Genomic DNA, 16,250 nt, shown 5'->3' with positions numbered 1-16,250 from the left:
CCAATGTTGATTTGAAACCCCCATTTCAAATCATTTGCACGTCCTAATTGGGAGGTAATACTTTAATTATTCCTTCTATTACCTGTACATTCTTGTCTTTTATAGCACTTACATAGATATCAACTATATTTAAATTCAAATCAACTTGCTGTACTTCGAATAGTATTTCAATTGTTTCATAATGATAAACTGGTTCAAGGTATGTTAAATGTTGTTCACGAATATGAGAACCAGGTCCAGGCATATGTTTGGATATGGCAGAAGTAATAATGCCATTTAACATAATGACAGGAACGATTGGTTTTTTATATGATGTTTCAGCTGCATAATCATGCTGAATATATAGAGGGTTACTATCGTTCGTTAAACCTAAATAAAGTAATAAATCTTTATCCTCTATTTTTTCTGTTATTTGTAACCTTTCACCAACTACAAGCTCATTTATTTTTTTACCAATTTTCATACCCTTTCTCAACAGCAACTTCGCAACCCCTTTATATTTGAGATTACTCTCATAGTATCAACTTTTTCAGAAAATAACAATAATCTTAGAAGCTTAGATAAGTTACAGTAAAAAGAAAAAATCGAACAGGATACTTGCCCTGCTCGATTTACTCTAAAAACTATTCTAATACAGCCATTACATCACGTACTGCTTGTGCAGAAACGTCTAAAGCTGCTTTTTCACTATCTGTTAAGTCTAACTCAAAGATTTTTTCAACACCTTCTGCACCTAGAAGAGTTGGAACTCCAAGATAAATACCATCATATCCATATTCACCTTCTAAATATGCAATTGAAGGTAAAACGCGTTTTTGATCTTTGATAATTGCTTCAGCCATTTCGATAAGTGCTGCAGCAGGTGCATAATAAGCTGAACCGTTACCTAATAAGTTAACGATTTCGCCCCCACCAACACGAGTTCGTTGTACGATTTCTTCTAAACGTTCTGGTGAGATTAATTTTTCAAGTGGGATACCACCTGCATAAGAATAACGTGTAAGAGGAACCATTGTATCACCATGGCCACCAAGTACGAACCCTCTAATATCTTTTACTGAAATATTTAATTCTTCTGCGACAAAAGCACAGAAACGAGCTGTATCTAATACACCAGATTGACCAATGACACGATTTTTAGGGAAACCTGTTTCTTTATAAACCGTGTACGTCATAGCATCTACCGGATTTGTTAAAACAATAATTGTTGCATTTGGAGAGTATTTGGCTATTTGACCAGAAACAGATTTCATAACCTTTTGATTAATTTGAACTAAGTCATCACGGCTCATACCAGGCTTACGTGCAACACCAGCAGTAATAATCACTACATCAGAATCAGCAGTATCTTCATAATTTGAAGTACCTTTTACATATGAATCAAAACCTTGCACCGGAGCTGCTTCCCACATATCTAGCGCTTTTCCTTTAGTTGGGTTTTCTGCATCGGGAATATCTACTAATACAACATCACCAAGTTCTTTTTGAGCTGCTAAAAAGGCTGCAGTTGCACCAGTGAAGCCGGCACCAATTACTGAGATCTTTTTTCGTTTCAATGTCATTCAAATACGCTCCTTCAATATTTTATTATTTTACACAAAAAGGAGAGAATTCGAAAATCCTCTCCTTTTTTTGACAATATTATTTTGTCCTATTTCATTATTATTAGTCAACTAATAAGTAATGAATCAAAATAAATTATCTAAATTGATTAAATTTTAATATTAAAGGTTTTTAATTAATTCGTTAGCGAATTCAGAACATTTAACTTCAGTTGCACCTTCCATTAAACGAGCGAAGTCGTAAGTTACAACTTTAGAAGAAATTGTATTTTCTACAGATTTAGTAATTAAATCTGCAGCTTCTTGCCAACCTAAGTGTTCAAGCATTAACACACCAGAAAGTAATACTGATGATGGGTTAACTTTATCTTGACCAGCATATTTTGGAGCTGTACCGTGAGTAGCTTCGAAAATAGCATGTCCAGTTACATAGTTAATGTTAGCTCCTGGAGCGATACCAATACCACCAACTTGTGCAGCTAATGCATCAGAAATGTAGTCACCGTTTAAGTTCATTGTAGCTACTACATCGAACTCTTTTGGACGAGTTAAGATTTGTTGTAAGAAGATATCAGCGATTGAATCTTTTACGATGATTTTACCAGCAGCTTCAGCATCAGCTTGTGCTTTGTTAGCAGCTTCAACACCTTGTTCTGCTTTAATTCTGTCGTATTGATCCCAAGTGAATACTTTATCACCATATTCACGTTCAGCTAATGCATAACCCCAGTTTTTGAATCCACCTTCAGTAAATTTCATGATGTTACCTTTGTGAACTAATGTTACTGATGGACGGTTATGTTTAATAGCGTATTCGATTGCAGCACGTACTAAACGCTCAGTACCTTCAACTGATACTGGTTTAATACCGATACCTGAAGTTTCTGGGAAACGGATTTTGTTAACGCCCATTTCTTCTTTTAAGAAGTTGATTACTTTTTTAACTTCTTCAGTACCTTGAGCATACTCGATACCAGCATAAATATCTTCAGTGTTTTCACGGAAGATTACCATATCAACATCTTCTGGACGTTTTACTGGAGAAGGAACACCATCGAAGTGACGTACTGGACGTAAGCAAACATATAAGTCAAGTTCTTGACGTAATGCAACGTTTAGTGAACGGATACCGCCACCGATTGGAGTTGTAAGAGGACCTTTGATTGCGATTAAGTATTCGTTGATTTTATCTAAAGTTTCTTGTGGTAACCATTCACCAGTTTGGTTGAATGCTTTTTCACCAGCAAGTACTTCTAACCATTCAATTTTCTTTTCGCCGTTGTAAGCTTTTTCAACAGCTGCATCGATTACGCGTGATGCTGCAGCCCAAATATCAGGACCAATTCCGTCACCTTCGATAAATGGAATTGTTGGATTGTTTGGTACTTGAAGTACACCGTTTTCTACTACAATTTTACTCATTAAAGTTGCCTCCTAAAGTCATAAGTCTAGGACTGTGCCATTAATAAAACACAGTCCTTGACATTTTAACATAATTTTAAAAAATTATCGCTCGTTAATTGGAACATATTTTTGCATTCCAGGTCCCACATATTCTGCTCTAGGACGAATTAAGCGGTTATTAGCATATTGTTCTAGGATGTGTGCTACCCAACCTGATGTACGAGAAACAGCAAAGATTGGAGTAAATAAATCATGTTCAATTCCTAAAGAATCGTAAACAGACGCTGAGAAGAAGTCAACGTTTGCTGGAAGACCTTTTTGGCCTACGATCATATCATGAATTTTAACTGACATTTCAAATAATTCTGGTTTGCCAGTTAATTTAGTTAATTTTTCACTCATTGCACGTAAGTGTTTAGCACGTGGGTCGCCTTTACGATATACGCGGTGACCGAATCCCATGATTTTTTCTTTATTATCTAATTTACCTTGAATATAAGATTCAACGTTATCAATTGAACCAATTTCAGATAACATTTTCATTACTTGCTCGTTTGCTCCACCGTGAAGAGGACCTTTAAGAGCGCCAATTGCTGCAGTAACACCAGAGTATACATCAGAAAGTGTTGCTACACATACGCGAGCTGTAAATGTAGAAGCGTTTAATTCATGGTCAGCATGTAAAACTAATGCTTTGTTGAATGCTTCAACTTCAATTGGTTGTGGCTCTTTACCATGTAACATATATAAGAAGTTTGCTGCATATCCTAATTCAGGTTTTGGTGCAACTGGTTCTAAACCTCTGCGGATACGAGAGAAACCAGTAACTACAGTAGCAATTTTAGCTTGTAAACGAATCGCTTTACGGTAGTTTGCTTCTGGAGACATGTCGTCAGCTTCTTCGTCATATACACCTAATAAAGATACAGCTGTACGTAGAGCTGCCATTGGGTGTACAGTGTCTAATGGGTATGTTTTAAATTGGTCAAAAATCGCTTGAGGTACACTAGCATTTTCTGCTAATTGTTTAGTTAACTCTGCTAATTCATCTTCTTTCGGTAGACGTGTATGCCAAAGTAAGTAAACTACCTCTTCGAATGTAGCGTTATCAGTTAGATCATCAATGTTATAACCTACATATGTAAGTGTGTCATCGATAATTGAACTGATTTTTGACTCTGCTGCTACGATACCTTCTAAACCGCGTGTTGCTGTCATAAAAAATCGCTCCCTCATAAATGAATTTAGATTGTAAGTGCTTTCTTTCTATCCCAAAAGAAGCACAAAGAAAGTGTTCTGCTCATATTGAACCTATAAGTAAATCGCTTACACAAGTTATTATAATAAATTTTGACGTCTTTGTGAATGAATTTAATAGAAATGAAGAAAAAATTGAATAGAATATAAAAAAAGAGTTTAAAAGAGAATAATTGGATATGAACGAGATTTGGATTACATAAAACAGAGGTGACAAATTTGCAATCAAACAAAATGAGTAATTTTCCTTCTAAAAAAGTTATTAAATACCTAATTTTAATGGTATATTTTATCATTTTGTGGCTTATTTTGCCAGTTTCCCTTGCTTTATTTGCTGCTTACTTTCTCTATCCCGTCATCAACTTTTGCCATAAAAGATTGAAGATACCCTATGTCATTAGTGCTATTCTTGTTTCAATCTGTATATTTTTAGCCACTTATTCATTATTCTATATTACCATACAAAGTATTATATCTATTTATCCCGAAGTTAAACTTCAAGTAGAGAAATTAAATATACTAAATTCTGGAGAGCATATCTTATTAGAAACAATTTTTAATAAATCATTATCTTTAATTGACACTGCTATTATGGGTTTAGCAAATTTTCTTCAAGATCTATTAGCATATGTTATTGAAGTGTTCATTTTCATCGTTGCATTCTTTTTCTCCATTTTTGAATCACGAAGAAATCGATATTGGTTCTTTATTTACGTTCCGAAGCAGTATCGTGATGAATGGAAAAGTTATTTCATGAAAGCAACAAATCTTTTTGGTTATTTTCTTTATGTTGAATTTCAATTGTTTATTATCACTTTTTTATTATTAAGTTGTGGACTTGCTTTATTAGGGTTTGAGCATCCAATTAATAAATCATTTTTAATTTCCTTAGCAGATGCGCTCCCGTTTTTTGGAATTGGACTCTTTCTTATTCCATTAGCAATATATTTCTTTGCCATAGGTGAAAAGTTTTTATGCTTTGCAATCATACTCCTTTATATTTTTATCCAAATAACAAGGCAAATTGCAGAGAGTTTGTTATGGGCTTCCACCTTCCATTTACGAACAGTTCATACGTTCTTTATCAGCGCTGCTTCTATTTTATTATTTGGAGTTTACGGAATTTTATTAAGTCCATTTTTATTATTAATTGCTGTAAAACTAAAACATAATTCACTTTATAATAATTAAAAAACTACAGGCAGTAGTTGGATGCTACTGCCTGTAGATATATACTTGACCATTTTTAAATTTTCTTCTTAACCAATTAAAAATTACAGGTTTAAACAATTTTCTTGTAAATGGGACAACCATTAAAAATCCAACAATATCCGTTAAAAATCCTGGAACCGCTAATAATAATCCTCCTAAGAAAATTAAAAATGTATCAATCATTGCAGGACCTGGTGGGATACCGTTTGAAAGACTGGATTGCATATTTTGAATGGAATCGATTCCTTGCTTTTTGGCAACTACAATCCCAACAATACTTGTTAGAACAATTAATAAAAGGGTATTAAATATTCCCATCGTTTTACCAACTAAAATAAATATCGCAATTTCTATTAACATAGTGGCGATAAGCCCTAAAAATATTTTTCTCAGTTCAGATCTCCCCCTCACATATTTCTCATAATTAAATACGGTTTTTCAAGTTAAAAGTTTCATTATGAAATAAAAAACGAGAACATTCTCATACAATGTGAGACGTTCCCGCGTTAAAACTAAAGTTTCTGATTAAAGTACACTTGCATGTCCTTTATAAATAACACCTGTTTCTGCATCCATCGTGATTTCTTGACCATGACGGATTAATGTTGTCGCCTCGTTTACTCCAACGATTACCGGAATTCCTAAGCTAAGTCCAACTACTGCTGCATGACTAGTTAGTCCGCCTTCCTCAGTAATAATTCCAGCACAATTCTCAATAATCGGCATCATTTCACGATCCGTGCTTACTGTAACTAAAATACATCCTTCTGTATCATATGCAGAAGCTTCCTCAGCATTTTTAGCTACAACCGCTTTTCCAACAACAGACAGTTTTCCAACACCTTGTCCTTTTGCTAGTAAATCACCAATTACATGTACTTTCATCAAGTTCGTTGTACCCGCTTCACCTACAGGAACACCCGCAGTGATAATTACTACATCACCATGGTCGACATATTGATGTTTTAATGCTTCATCAACAGAAAGCTCTAAAATTTCATCCGTTGTCGTTACTTTTTGTGTAACAATTGGTATTACTCCCCAAACAAGGGTTAATTTTTGTGCAGTTGAATGCTCATTAGTAATGGCTATAATCGAAACGCCTGGGCGATATTTCGCAATCATTTTTGCAGTTGTTCCACTTGATGTAGGAGCAAGAACAGCTTTTACACCTAAATTAATTGATGTGTATGCTACTGCTTGCGAAAGAGCTTCTGTCATTGTCGTTCCTTTTTCTCGACTTCGAATAGAAACAATTGAACGATAATCTAAAGAATTTTCCGTATGAACCGCAATCTTATTCATCGTTTGAACAGATTCTACAGGATAGTTACCTGCAGCAGTTTCGCCTGATAACATAATTGCATCTGTACCATCAATAATTGCATTCGCAACGTCTGATGCTTCTGCACGAGTTGGTCTAGGATTACGTTGCATAGAATCTAACATTTGTGTAGCCGTAATTACTGGTTTACCAACTTGATTACATTTTTTAATTAACGTTTTTTGTACAAGTGGTACTTCTTCTGCAGGAATTTCTACCCCTAGGTCACCACGGGCAACCATTAAACCATCAGATACTTGAATGATTTCATCAATATTATCTACGCCTTCTTGGTTTTCAATTTTTGGGATAATTTGAATATGACTACCGCCATTTTGTTCTAACAGTTCACGAATTTCTAATACATCTTTCGCTGTTCGAACAAATGATGCTGCAATGAAATCTACTCCTTGGTCAATACCAAATAAAATATCTTGAGCATCCTTTTCTGTAATTCCAGGTAATTTTACTGATACGCCTGGTACGTTAACACCTTTTTTATTTTTTAATATTCCTGGATTTTCTACAATTGTAGTAATTAATCCTTTTTCTGTATCTTTTGCTAAAACACGAAGTTCAATTAAACCGTCATCAAGTAAGATTTTATCATTTTGATTCACATCATCGATTAGCTGGTCATACGTCACAGAAAAACAGCTTTCATTTCCAACGACTTCTGTCATCGAAATATCAATAACTTGTCCTTGAGAAAGATGTAATTCTCCATTTTCCATTGTGTGCGTACGAATTTCTGGACCTTTTGTATCTAATAAAATACCAACTGTTTTGTTTAACTTTTCTGCAACATCACGAATTGTTGCAATACGAACTGCGTGCTCTTCATGAGTTCCGTGGGAAAAGTTTAGTCGTGCAACATTCATTCCCGCGTTTATTAGTTTTTCTAACATTTCTGGCGATTCACTTGCCGGACCTATAGTACATACAATTTTTGTTTTTCTCATATTTTTCTCTCCGTAACTAAAGTTAAATTGAAAGTTCTTTTGATAATGTGTATAAGCTTAAATCTGCTTTATGTTTTTGCGTAAATGCTTCTTCTAAATCATAATCGATAACTTGGTGATTTTTTATTCCTACTGCACGGCCACCGCGACCTTCAAGTAAAACTTCAACTGCTTTTGCACCTAAACGTCCACCTAAAACGCGGTCACGTGCTGACGGTGAACCACCTCGTTGAATATGACCTAATACAGAAACTCGAGTAATAATATTCGCTTTCTCTTTTAGAATTTTTGCTAATTCACTACCAGACATAACACCCTCAGCGACAATGATAATACTATGTTTCTTACCGCGCGCTTCACCACGTCTAATGCGTGCAATAATTTCATCTATGTCATAAGCTTCTTCAGGAATTAAAACTGATTCAGCACCTGCTGCAAGTCCTGCCCATAATGCAATATCTCCAGCATCACGGCCCATTACCTCAACAATAAATGAATTTTCATGACTTGTTGCAGTATCACGGATTTTATCGATTGATTCAATCACTGTATTCAGTGCAGTATCAAATCCGATTGTATATTCAGTGCCTGGAATATCATTATCAATTGTTCCTGGAACACCAACACATGGAAAACCTTTTTTCGTTAATTCCAATGCGCCACGATATGATCCATCTCCACCGATAACGACAAGTCCTTCCACACCAGCAGCCTTCATTTTTTCAATACCTTGATATTGGTATTTATCTTCTTTAAATTGTGGACAACGCGAAGAAAATAATTTTGTACCCCCTCTTTGAATTATACCTCCAACAGAGCCTAAATCTAATAAGTCCATTCTACCTTCTATAAAGCCCTCGTATCCGTGATTTATCCCCATCACTTCAACACCATGAAAATTTGCTTTACGGACAACTGCTCGAATAGCAGCATTCATTCCAGGTGAATCTCCCCCACTTGTTAATACAGCTATTTTCTTCATCGTGTTTCCTCCTAAACTACCCTTACTATAAACATTAACATAAAATCCTAACAATGTAATAAATCCACTTTAAAACTAAACATTCTTTTACAAAAATAATATATATTCCAATTTTATTAAAAAATAAATAATCGCGTTATTATTTTACCTTTAATAGAAAAAAACGACAAAGCTAAATTTAGAAGATAGGAAAATAAAAATTTTAAATACGTTATCTAACTATAATCCATACTTTCCTATACTCTAACAATTAATAAGTACCTTAAAAGAAATTCACCTCGGCAGATAAAAAAGCCGAGGTGTCTTTCATTTATAAATCTTCTAATTCTATATATTCACCAATTTTTCTAAATTTATCATAGCGATTTTCAATCAGTTCTCGCTCTGAAAGTGTTGATAATTCTTCTAGGGCTTTTTCAAGGAATGTTTTTAATGATTTAGATTGTACTTGAACATCTCGATGTGCACCACCAGCGACTTCAGGAATGATGTCATCGATAATGTCCATTAGTTTTAAATCACCTGCTGTAATTTTCATTGCCTCAGCTGCTTGTTTTGCAAGACTAGCATCTTTCCATAAAATAGATGCTGCGCCTTCTGGAGAGATAACGGAGTAAGTCGAATTTTCAAGCATATATAGCTTGTTCGCAACACCTAATGCTAACGCACCACCACTTCCACCTTCTCCAATAACAACGCTTATTACTGGTACTTTTAATCCAGCCATTTCAAACAAGTTTTTAGCGATAGCTTCGCTTTGACCGCGCTCTTCAGCTGCTTTACCAGGATAAGCTCCTTTTGTATCAATAAAGCAAATAATAGGTCGATTAAATTTTTCTGCTTGTTTCATTAAACGTAATGCTTTTCGATACCCTTCTGGATGAGGCATTCCAAAGTTACGGCGGATATTTTCTTTCGTAGTTTTCCCACGTTGATGACCAATGATTGTAATAGGTTGCCCTTCAAATAAAGCAATTCCCCCTACAATAGCCTCGTCATCACCGTAGTAACGATCACCATGAAGTTCTATAAAATCTGTAAATAATTCTTGAACATAATCTAATGTTGTCGGTCTATTTGGATGTCTTGCTACTTGCACTCGGTCCCAAGGCTCCATATTTGAATAAAGTTTCGATTCAAGTTGTTGTAATCTTGTTTCTAATGTTTCAATTTCATCAGACATATCAACATCTGCACTGCTCGCAATCTCTTTTAGCTCATCGATTTTTTCACGTAATTTTACAACTGGTTCTTCAAAGCCTAGTGTTTTAGACATGTACAACTCCTCCTTTACGGTGGATTTTCACGATTGCTGCAATTTTATCACGCATGTCTTTTCTGTGGAAAATTGCATCTAATTGACCGTGTGCCAGTAAAAATTCTGCAGTCTGGAAATCATCAGGTAATTTTTCACGTACAGTTTGTTCGATAACACGACGTCCTGCAAATCCAATTAAACTTTGTGGTTCTGCAATATTAATATCACCCAGCGATGCAAAACTAGCAGAAACACCACCTGTTGTAGGGTGAGTCATAATCGATATGAACAAAAGACCATGATCACTATGACGTTTAAGGGCTACACTTGTTTTTGCCATTTGCATTAATGAAATAACACCTTCTTGCATTCGTGCCCCGCCACTTGCTGTAAAAATAATAAATGGAAGTTCATATTCTGTTGCTCTTTCAATCGCTCTTGTTATCTTTTCACCTACAACAGAACCCATAGAACCCATGCGGAAGTGGGAGTCCATAATCGCAACGACTACCTGTTCACCTTTTAAGCTTCCCATACCTGTTAAAACCGCTTCATTTAAACCTGTCTTTTGAGAATCTACTTCAATTTTATCTAAGTAAGATGGGAATTTTAATGGATTTGAAGTTCGTAAATTTTCATCAAAGGATTCGAATGTACCCTCATCTAAGAAAATGTCTACTCGCTCCCAAGCAGTCATCTTATAATGATGGTCGCAATTCGGACATACTTTTAAATTACTTTCTAATTCTTTCGTTAAATATATTTTTTTACATTCAGGACATTTAGTCATTAAATCAGCCGGAAAGGAGTTTTCTTTATTACGATCTACAATGACACCTTTACTTTTCTTCTTGTTAATAGATAATAGATTTCTAATTGCCACTGTTTTTCCCCCTTTAATATTGGTCAAAAATCTGTGTTTTTTAAATACATCATCCATTTTTCATAGGCTTCGATTGTTTCAATTTCATTACCTTCTTGTAATGATGCTAATAGCTTTTGTATGATTATTTTCTCTTCTTCAGTAGTTAGCTTTTTCAATGATTTTGAACTATAAGCTGCTAATTGGAGCCAAATTTTTAGTGCCAGTCTATTCCCTGAAGCGATGAGTATTTCTCTTAAAATAAGGTCGCGTACAACTTCTTCATCATTTTCTAATCTAAAAATTAAGCTTTCCCAAACTGGGAGTCGTCTTAAAATCTCATTAGAACAAATTACTCGAAGTGCTTCCCTTTCATGCATTTTTCTTGTCGTATGAACATCTTCTATTGATTTATTTTCTTGTAAGATAAAAGAAGCTACTATTTCAACTAATTGATGGGATTGAAATGAGGCTAAGAAGGTACCTCCACCGTGTCTTGTTTCGATTAGTCCGAGCAATTCTAAACTACGTAATGCTTCCCGAACTGACGAGCGACCTACATTGAGCCTCTCTGATAAAACTCTTTCCGATGGGAGCTTATCTCCAGGTTGAATATTTTCATGCTTAATTAACTCTCTTAATTGTTGTACAATCTCTAAAAATATTTTTTTATTCTCCTGTTTTTTATCCATAAGCCCCCCTCAAATCAGAAATATCCCTTTACTTAATAATTTCTTCATCCAATCAGTTAATCCTTCATTCTATCGTGGTAAGAATTAGATATTTCGCTTCTAAAAAAATCAAATTGTCTCCAATATTGAATGTGTTCTCTTCAAACTCCAACTATGTCAAAAGTGGTCTGACCACTTTTATAAGCATACATAATGAATTTCTCTTTGTAAAGAAAAAACTGTGCATAAATGCACAGTTTTTTTTGATTAATTATTAACTTTTCTCGTTTACTAACTATTTCTCATTATTTTCACGATAATTTGCGGAGTTCCATTTCTTAATTCGAATATTCCTTCAATATAAACAATTCGGTCAACTTGAATCCATCCTAATACTTCGTTATATTGCTTAGGGAAAAGAGTAGTAGAAATCGATCCATACTCATCCTGAACTTGAATAAATGCCATGAGCTCCCCTTTTTTCGTCCGTATCTGGCGAATATCTTCTACCATTGCTACGAATTTAACATACGTGTTAGGTACACTATTTTTTATGGTTTTAATTGTAGAATGTATGTCTGTCCATTTCGTTCGTTCCAATGAAACTGGGTGTTCAGATAAGTAGAAGCCTAATACTTCTTTTTCAAATTGTAGCTTCATTTTATCTGGCATTGGGGAAGCTTCTATATATTTGGGTTTGCCAAATAAAAAACCTTCTGATGAAAATAAATCATTCTCTTCTGTAGGTCTGACAATTTCGGCATGTTTTTCAGCAGCTTCTAAAGTTGAAAGTAATGTTGCGCGATCCTTTTTAAAATCATCCAAAGCACCAGATTTAATTAATGGTTCCATTACCTTTCGATTAAAATGAATCGCACTTAAACTCACCGCCAAATCAAATAGATCCTCAAATGGTTGTGGCCTTGATTTTCGGATATCGATTATCTTTTGTAAAAAGGGCTGTGGCAATCTTCTAATAGCTGACAGGCTGAAACGAATGCCATCCTTTTCAACAGTAAAGACTCGATTGCTCTTAACGATAGAAGGTCTTAACACTTCAATTCCCTTATTTCTAGCTTCTAAAATAAGTTGGAACAGTTTTTCCTGATTTCCTATTGCATTCGTCATTAATGCTGCATAAAAGTTTGCTGGATAATTCGCCTTTAAATAAGCCATTTGATAAGAAATTAAACTATAAGCAACTGCATGACTTTTCGGGAAACCGTAGTCAGCAAATCGTACAATTAACGCGTACACTTCCTTTGCAACTTGTTCAGGAAAGCCTTTAGCAATTGCACCATTTACAAAAGCTAACTCTTGTTCCTCTAACACTTCTCTTTTCTTTTTACTAACTGCTCTCCTTAGTAAATCTGCTTGCCCAATTGTGAAACCTGCCATTACATTGGCAATTTGCATGATTTGTTCTTGATAAACAATAACACCATATGTTTCTTTCAAAATTGGTTCAAGGACAGGATGTGGCATAACAACTGGTTCTTTCTTCGCTTTTCGTTTCGCATAAACGGATATAAACTCCATTGGTCCTGGACGATAAAGAGCATTGACTGCTACGATATCTAAAAAATGTGTTGGGGCAATTTCTCTTAACGCATTTTTCATTCCGTCCGATTCTAATTGGAAAATACCATTCGTATCTCCTTGCCTTAAAAGTTCAAATGTTTTTTCATCATTCAACGGAATTTTATTAAAATCGATAACTTTTCGAGTAGTGTAATAAATGGATTTTCGAATATTTTCTAATATCGTTAAATTACGTAGACCGAGGAAATCCATCTTCAATAACCCTACTTGTTCCACCTCTTGCATAGACCATTGAGTTAAATAAATTCCGTCATGACCTTGTTCGATTGGAACAACTTCAACTAACGGTACAGGACTTAATACAACACCAGCAGCATGAGTAGAAGCGTTTTTAGGCAAACCTTCTAATTTTTTCGCTGCCATAAACCATTTCTTACGGATTTCTTCAGATTCAACCCATTTTCTAAATGGTTCTGATGTAATATAAGCTTCTTGCAATGTTATTCCGATTTTATTTGGTATTAACCTAGAAATCATGGATAGTGTTTCGCTTTCGAAGTTAAACATGCGAGCAACGTCACGAGCTACCGCTTTAGCAGACAAAGTTCCAAATGTAATAATTTGCGCTACATGTTGTTTACCATACTTTTCTGATACATATTGAATCACTTCTTGTCTTTTTGTATCAACAAAATCAATATCAATATCCGGTAGTGTAATACGTTCCGGATTTAAAAACCGTTCAAACAGTAAACCATATTGTATTGGATCAACTTGCGTAATATATAAACAGTAAGCAACAAGAGAACTTGCAGAAGATCCACGACCAGGACCTGTTAGTATATTTACTTTTCTAGCATAATTCATAAAGTCGGCTACAATTAAAAAATAGTCCGCATAGCCCATTGATTGAATAATATTTAACTCATACTTCAATCGATTTATATACACTTCACTTGGAGAATCGGTATTTAATCGTTCTTTTAAACCATGATAAGCAAGTTTCGCTAACTCTGTTTCTGCATTTTTATCATCTGGAAGCGGATATTTCGGCATGTAGTGGCCTTGATTTGTGAGCTCTACTTGACAGCTAAGCATGACCCTCTTACTTTCCTCAAGCCAATCAAGTTTATCTTGGAACCATGCTTCCCATTGATTTTTAGTAGGGGTAAAATGATTTTCTTGATAATTATGTATTCCTTCACTCAGTTTGACCCCTGTTTCAATGGCCCTCGCAACTTGATATGGAAAATACTCTTCAGGTTGTAAAAATAAACACTCTTGTATAGCCATACATTTAACATTGAAATGATCACTTAAATAAAAGACTTTATTTTCTTCCGGAGAAACCATTCCCCCACTACGAGATATACCAAAATAAACTTCTGCCTGAAATGCATCTTTAACTTGAGAAATGAACGGTACATTTTGTTCTCGTAACCAATTTCCGTTTTCCGAAATCACTGGAATAATAGCAATACACCCTTTAGAATATGCTGTGAGCCATCGCCAAGGGATTAATCGATCTTCACGGATTGAAATGCTACTACTTATTTTCAACAAATTTTTATATCCATCATTATTCTTTGCATAAATAATTAATGGCAAATTTAGTTCATTAGAAAATTGGACTCTTATATTTAATCCGATAACCGGATGAATGCCTGCTTGTTTTACACTATGCCAAAAAGGCAAAAGCCCGTACAATGTAGAATTTACCATTGCACAGCTTTTTGCCTCTTGTTTTTTTAGAAATGGAATGAGCTCTTCTATACGAATGGTACTTTTTAATAAATCCGCACTAGTTCGTATTTGTGGGTATACAACTGACAAAACTTCATCCCCAATCTTATTTATATTCTCGACAAAGTTCTATTAAATCTTCTATCGCACGATCTGCTTCTTCCCAAGAATAAACCGTTGCACCTGAAGCAAGTGGATGTCCGCCCCCATTATACTTTTTAGCTAGTTGATTAATAATTGGACCTTTCGAACGTAGTCTAACACGAATATGGTTTTCATCCTCAACAAAAATCAACCATGCTTTAACACCTTTAATATTACTTAAAGAACCAACTAGCAATGATGTATCAGTTGGTGTTACTTGAAATTTATTCAAGATTTCTTTCGTTAGCTTTATGTACACTGCCCCGTCTTTATCCATTTGGAAGTTCTCATAGATGTAACCTTGTAAATGTAGAAGATTAGGCTCTTTCTCATACATACTATTAAAAACTTCATTTCGGTCAAAATTGTAACGAATTAAATGACCCGCTATTTCAAATGTTTTTTCTGTAGTACTTGGATATAAAAATCTTCCAGTATCCCCTACAATACCTGCAAATAATGCACGAGCAGCTTCATCTGGTAAAACCCAACCTTTGTAACTTTTACCCTCTTCAAATAATTCATAAATCATTTCACTACAAGAACTTGCATCTGTATCTACCCATAACTTATCACCATATTGATCGTCATTTGGGTGATGATCAATTTTTATAAGAAATGAACCATTTGTGTATCTAGAATCATCAATTCTATCCGTATTAGCAGTATCTGTAACGACGACTAAAGCATTTGAATATGTTTCATCACTTACTGAATCTGGAGTAGCAATAAAAGTTAGATTGTGGTCATGGTCCCCAACTGCGTAAATGGATTTGTTTGGATAATTTGCTTCTAATATTTTTTTCAATCCAAACTGTGACCCATATGCATCAGGATCTGGACGTACGTGGCGATGAATAATGATTGTGTCATATTTTTCAATTGTGTCAATGATTTGTCGTTTCAAGTTGTTTTCCCCCTAAGGAATCTATTTTTTATTCTATCTGTTAGCATTTTTATATAAAAATCGTTACAATATTATCAGTGCTTTTTGGGAGGTCATAATAATGTTCAATATAATATTTGTCGCATTGATTATCTTATCTTTTGTTGCGTACTTTTATTTTAAAACAAAACAATTCCGTTCTGTTTTACCAATTCGAAAAAAATGGTATAAAGCCCAAGCTGGTGTAGCACTAGGTTGCTTTATCGTTTTCTTTGGTATCAATACATGCATTATCTATCCAACACTTGTAGGATTTTTAATAGGCGCTGTCTTTATACTTGTAGGATTATTGTATGCAAACGCTCAATATAAACGAGCTCGACACGAAGGACAATTTGTTAAAGAAGAATTTGAATTGAATAAATAATAATGATAAGGCTA

14 protein-coding genes are annotated in these 16,250 nt (G+C 34.7%); 2 read left to right on the top strand and 12 right to left on the bottom strand.

Features of this window, described 5'->3' with window-relative positions:
- Nucleotides 1-43 precede the first annotated feature (43 nt).
- The 4 genes from D8M03_RS00465 to citZ form a co-directional block, all read right to left on the bottom strand.
- Nucleotides 44-481 carry a MaoC/PaaZ C-terminal domain-containing protein gene (locus D8M03_RS00465; RefSeq protein WP_121212711.1) on the bottom strand — a complete coding sequence of 146 codons (438 nt, stop codon included), beginning with the start codon at nucleotides 479-481 and terminating at the stop codon, nucleotides 44-46.
- Between the two features lie 142 nt (nucleotides 482-623).
- Entirely contained in the window at nucleotides 624-1,562 is a 939-nt protein-coding gene (gene mdh / locus D8M03_RS00460) for a malate dehydrogenase (RefSeq protein ID WP_121212710.1), read from the bottom strand.
- Between the two features lie 162 nt (nucleotides 1,563-1,724).
- Nucleotides 1,725-2,984 carry an NADP-dependent isocitrate dehydrogenase gene (gene icd / locus D8M03_RS00455; protein WP_121212709.1) on the bottom strand — a complete coding sequence of 420 codons (1,260 nt, stop codon included), beginning with the start codon at nucleotides 2,982-2,984 and terminating at the stop codon, nucleotides 1,725-1,727.
- A gap of 84 nt (nucleotides 2,985-3,068) precedes the next feature.
- A complete protein-coding gene (gene citZ, locus D8M03_RS00450) occupies nucleotides 3,069-4,184 on the bottom strand; it encodes a citrate synthase (protein WP_121212708.1) in 1,116 nt (371 codons plus the stop codon).
- A gap of 258 nt (nucleotides 4,185-4,442) precedes the next feature.
- Here citZ and D8M03_RS00445 point away from each other — a divergent pair, with 258 nt between their 5' ends.
- Nucleotides 4,443-5,414 (top strand): AI-2E family transporter, encoded by a 972-nt coding sequence (locus tag D8M03_RS00445; RefSeq protein WP_211330841.1) that lies wholly within the window; start codon nucleotides 4,443-4,445, stop codon nucleotides 5,412-5,414.
- Between the two features lie 24 nt (nucleotides 5,415-5,438).
- Here the strand turns inward: D8M03_RS00445 and D8M03_RS00440 are convergent, their stop codons facing one another.
- The 8 genes from D8M03_RS00440 to D8M03_RS00405 all read right to left on the bottom strand — a co-directional run bounded on the left by D8M03_RS00440 (nucleotide 5,439) and on the right by D8M03_RS00405 (nucleotide 15,830).
- Complete coding sequence (locus D8M03_RS00440) at nucleotides 5,439-5,846, bottom strand: FxsA family protein (RefSeq protein ID WP_341967449.1); 408 nt, start codon at nucleotides 5,844-5,846, stop codon at nucleotides 5,439-5,441.
- Nucleotides 5,847-5,960: 114 nt separating this feature from the next.
- Nucleotides 5,961-7,721 carry a pyruvate kinase gene (gene pyk / locus D8M03_RS00435; RefSeq protein WP_121212707.1) on the bottom strand — a complete coding sequence of 587 codons (1,761 nt, stop codon included), beginning with the start codon at nucleotides 7,719-7,721 and terminating at the stop codon, nucleotides 5,961-5,963.
- A gap of 22 nt (nucleotides 7,722-7,743) precedes the next feature.
- Nucleotides 7,744-8,703, bottom strand: a complete 960-nt coding sequence (gene pfkA / locus D8M03_RS00430; RefSeq protein WP_121212706.1) for a 6-phosphofructokinase — start codon at nucleotides 8,701-8,703, stop codon at nucleotides 7,744-7,746.
- 310 nt (nucleotides 8,704-9,013) lie between these two features.
- Entirely contained in the window at nucleotides 9,014-9,979 is a 966-nt protein-coding gene (accA, locus tag D8M03_RS00425) for an acetyl-CoA carboxylase carboxyl transferase subunit alpha (protein WP_121212705.1), read from the bottom strand.
- Nucleotides 9,972-10,844 carry an acetyl-CoA carboxylase, carboxyltransferase subunit beta gene (gene accD / locus D8M03_RS00420; RefSeq protein ID WP_121212704.1) on the bottom strand — a complete coding sequence of 291 codons (873 nt, stop codon included), beginning with the start codon at nucleotides 10,842-10,844 and terminating at the stop codon, nucleotides 9,972-9,974. Before accD ends, accA begins: the two co-directional genes overlap by 8 nt.
- A gap of 23 nt (nucleotides 10,845-10,867) precedes the next feature.
- Nucleotides 10,868-11,515 carry a FadR/GntR family transcriptional regulator gene (locus tag D8M03_RS00415; RefSeq protein WP_121212703.1) on the bottom strand — a complete coding sequence of 216 codons (648 nt, stop codon included), beginning with the start codon at nucleotides 11,513-11,515 and terminating at the stop codon, nucleotides 10,868-10,870.
- Nucleotides 11,516-11,785: 270 nt separating this feature from the next.
- Complete coding sequence (gene dnaE, locus D8M03_RS00410) at nucleotides 11,786-14,869, bottom strand: DNA polymerase III subunit alpha (RefSeq protein WP_121212702.1); 3,084 nt, start codon at nucleotides 14,867-14,869, stop codon at nucleotides 11,786-11,788.
- 16 nt (nucleotides 14,870-14,885) lie between these two features.
- A complete protein-coding gene (locus D8M03_RS00405) occupies nucleotides 14,886-15,830 on the bottom strand; it encodes a DHH family phosphoesterase (RefSeq protein ID WP_121212701.1) in 945 nt (314 codons plus the stop codon).
- Nucleotides 15,831-15,930: 100 nt separating this feature from the next.
- Here D8M03_RS00405 and D8M03_RS00400 point away from each other — a divergent pair, with 100 nt between their 5' ends.
- A complete protein-coding gene (locus D8M03_RS00400) occupies nucleotides 15,931-16,236 on the top strand; it encodes a YtpI family protein (RefSeq protein ID WP_121212700.1) in 306 nt (101 codons plus the stop codon).
- Nucleotides 16,237-16,250: the final 14 nt, after the last annotated feature.

The organism is Ureibacillus endophyticus (genome assembly GCF_003628435.1).
GTDB classification, from domain to species: Bacteria; Bacillota; Bacilli; order Bacillales_A; family Planococcaceae; genus Ureibacillus; species Ureibacillus endophyticus.
This window is presented reverse-complemented; position numbering and strand designations above follow the sequence as displayed.